This is a genomic window from Micromonospora sp. DT4, from assembly GCF_049841675.1.
GTDB lineage: Bacteria > Actinomycetota > Actinomycetes > Mycobacteriales > Micromonosporaceae > Micromonospora.
Genome location: NZ_JBNCKT010000499.1, coordinates 1 through 246, shown reverse-complemented (window position 1 = coordinate 246; position 246 = coordinate 1). Strand labels below are relative to the sequence as shown.

1 pseudogene is annotated in these 246 nt (G+C 67.1%); it reads right to left on the bottom strand.

Annotation, left to right across the window (positions count from 1 at the left end):
• Window positions 1-246 (bottom strand): annotated as a pseudogene (locus tag ACLQ24_RS30675) (hypothetical protein); the annotation flags it as partial.

The window sequence follows — 246 nt, the reverse complement described above, 5'->3', positions numbered from 1 at the left end:
CGTAGGGGTTGTCACCGTCTGGGGCGTACACCTGGCCATAGGGTGGGAAAGCGGCGCTGACGGGTTGCGTCCACTGCGAGGGTGCGAAGTCCTGCGGCCACGGGTTGTCTACCAGTTCCTGGCTGCCGGGCAGGCTGATCCCGTACTCGGCCGGGTCAAGCATCATCGCGTCGAACGATCCGCCGGGCGGGTCAATCATCATCGGGTCGAACGATCCGCCGGGCGGGGCGGGGATCGTCGAGGTGA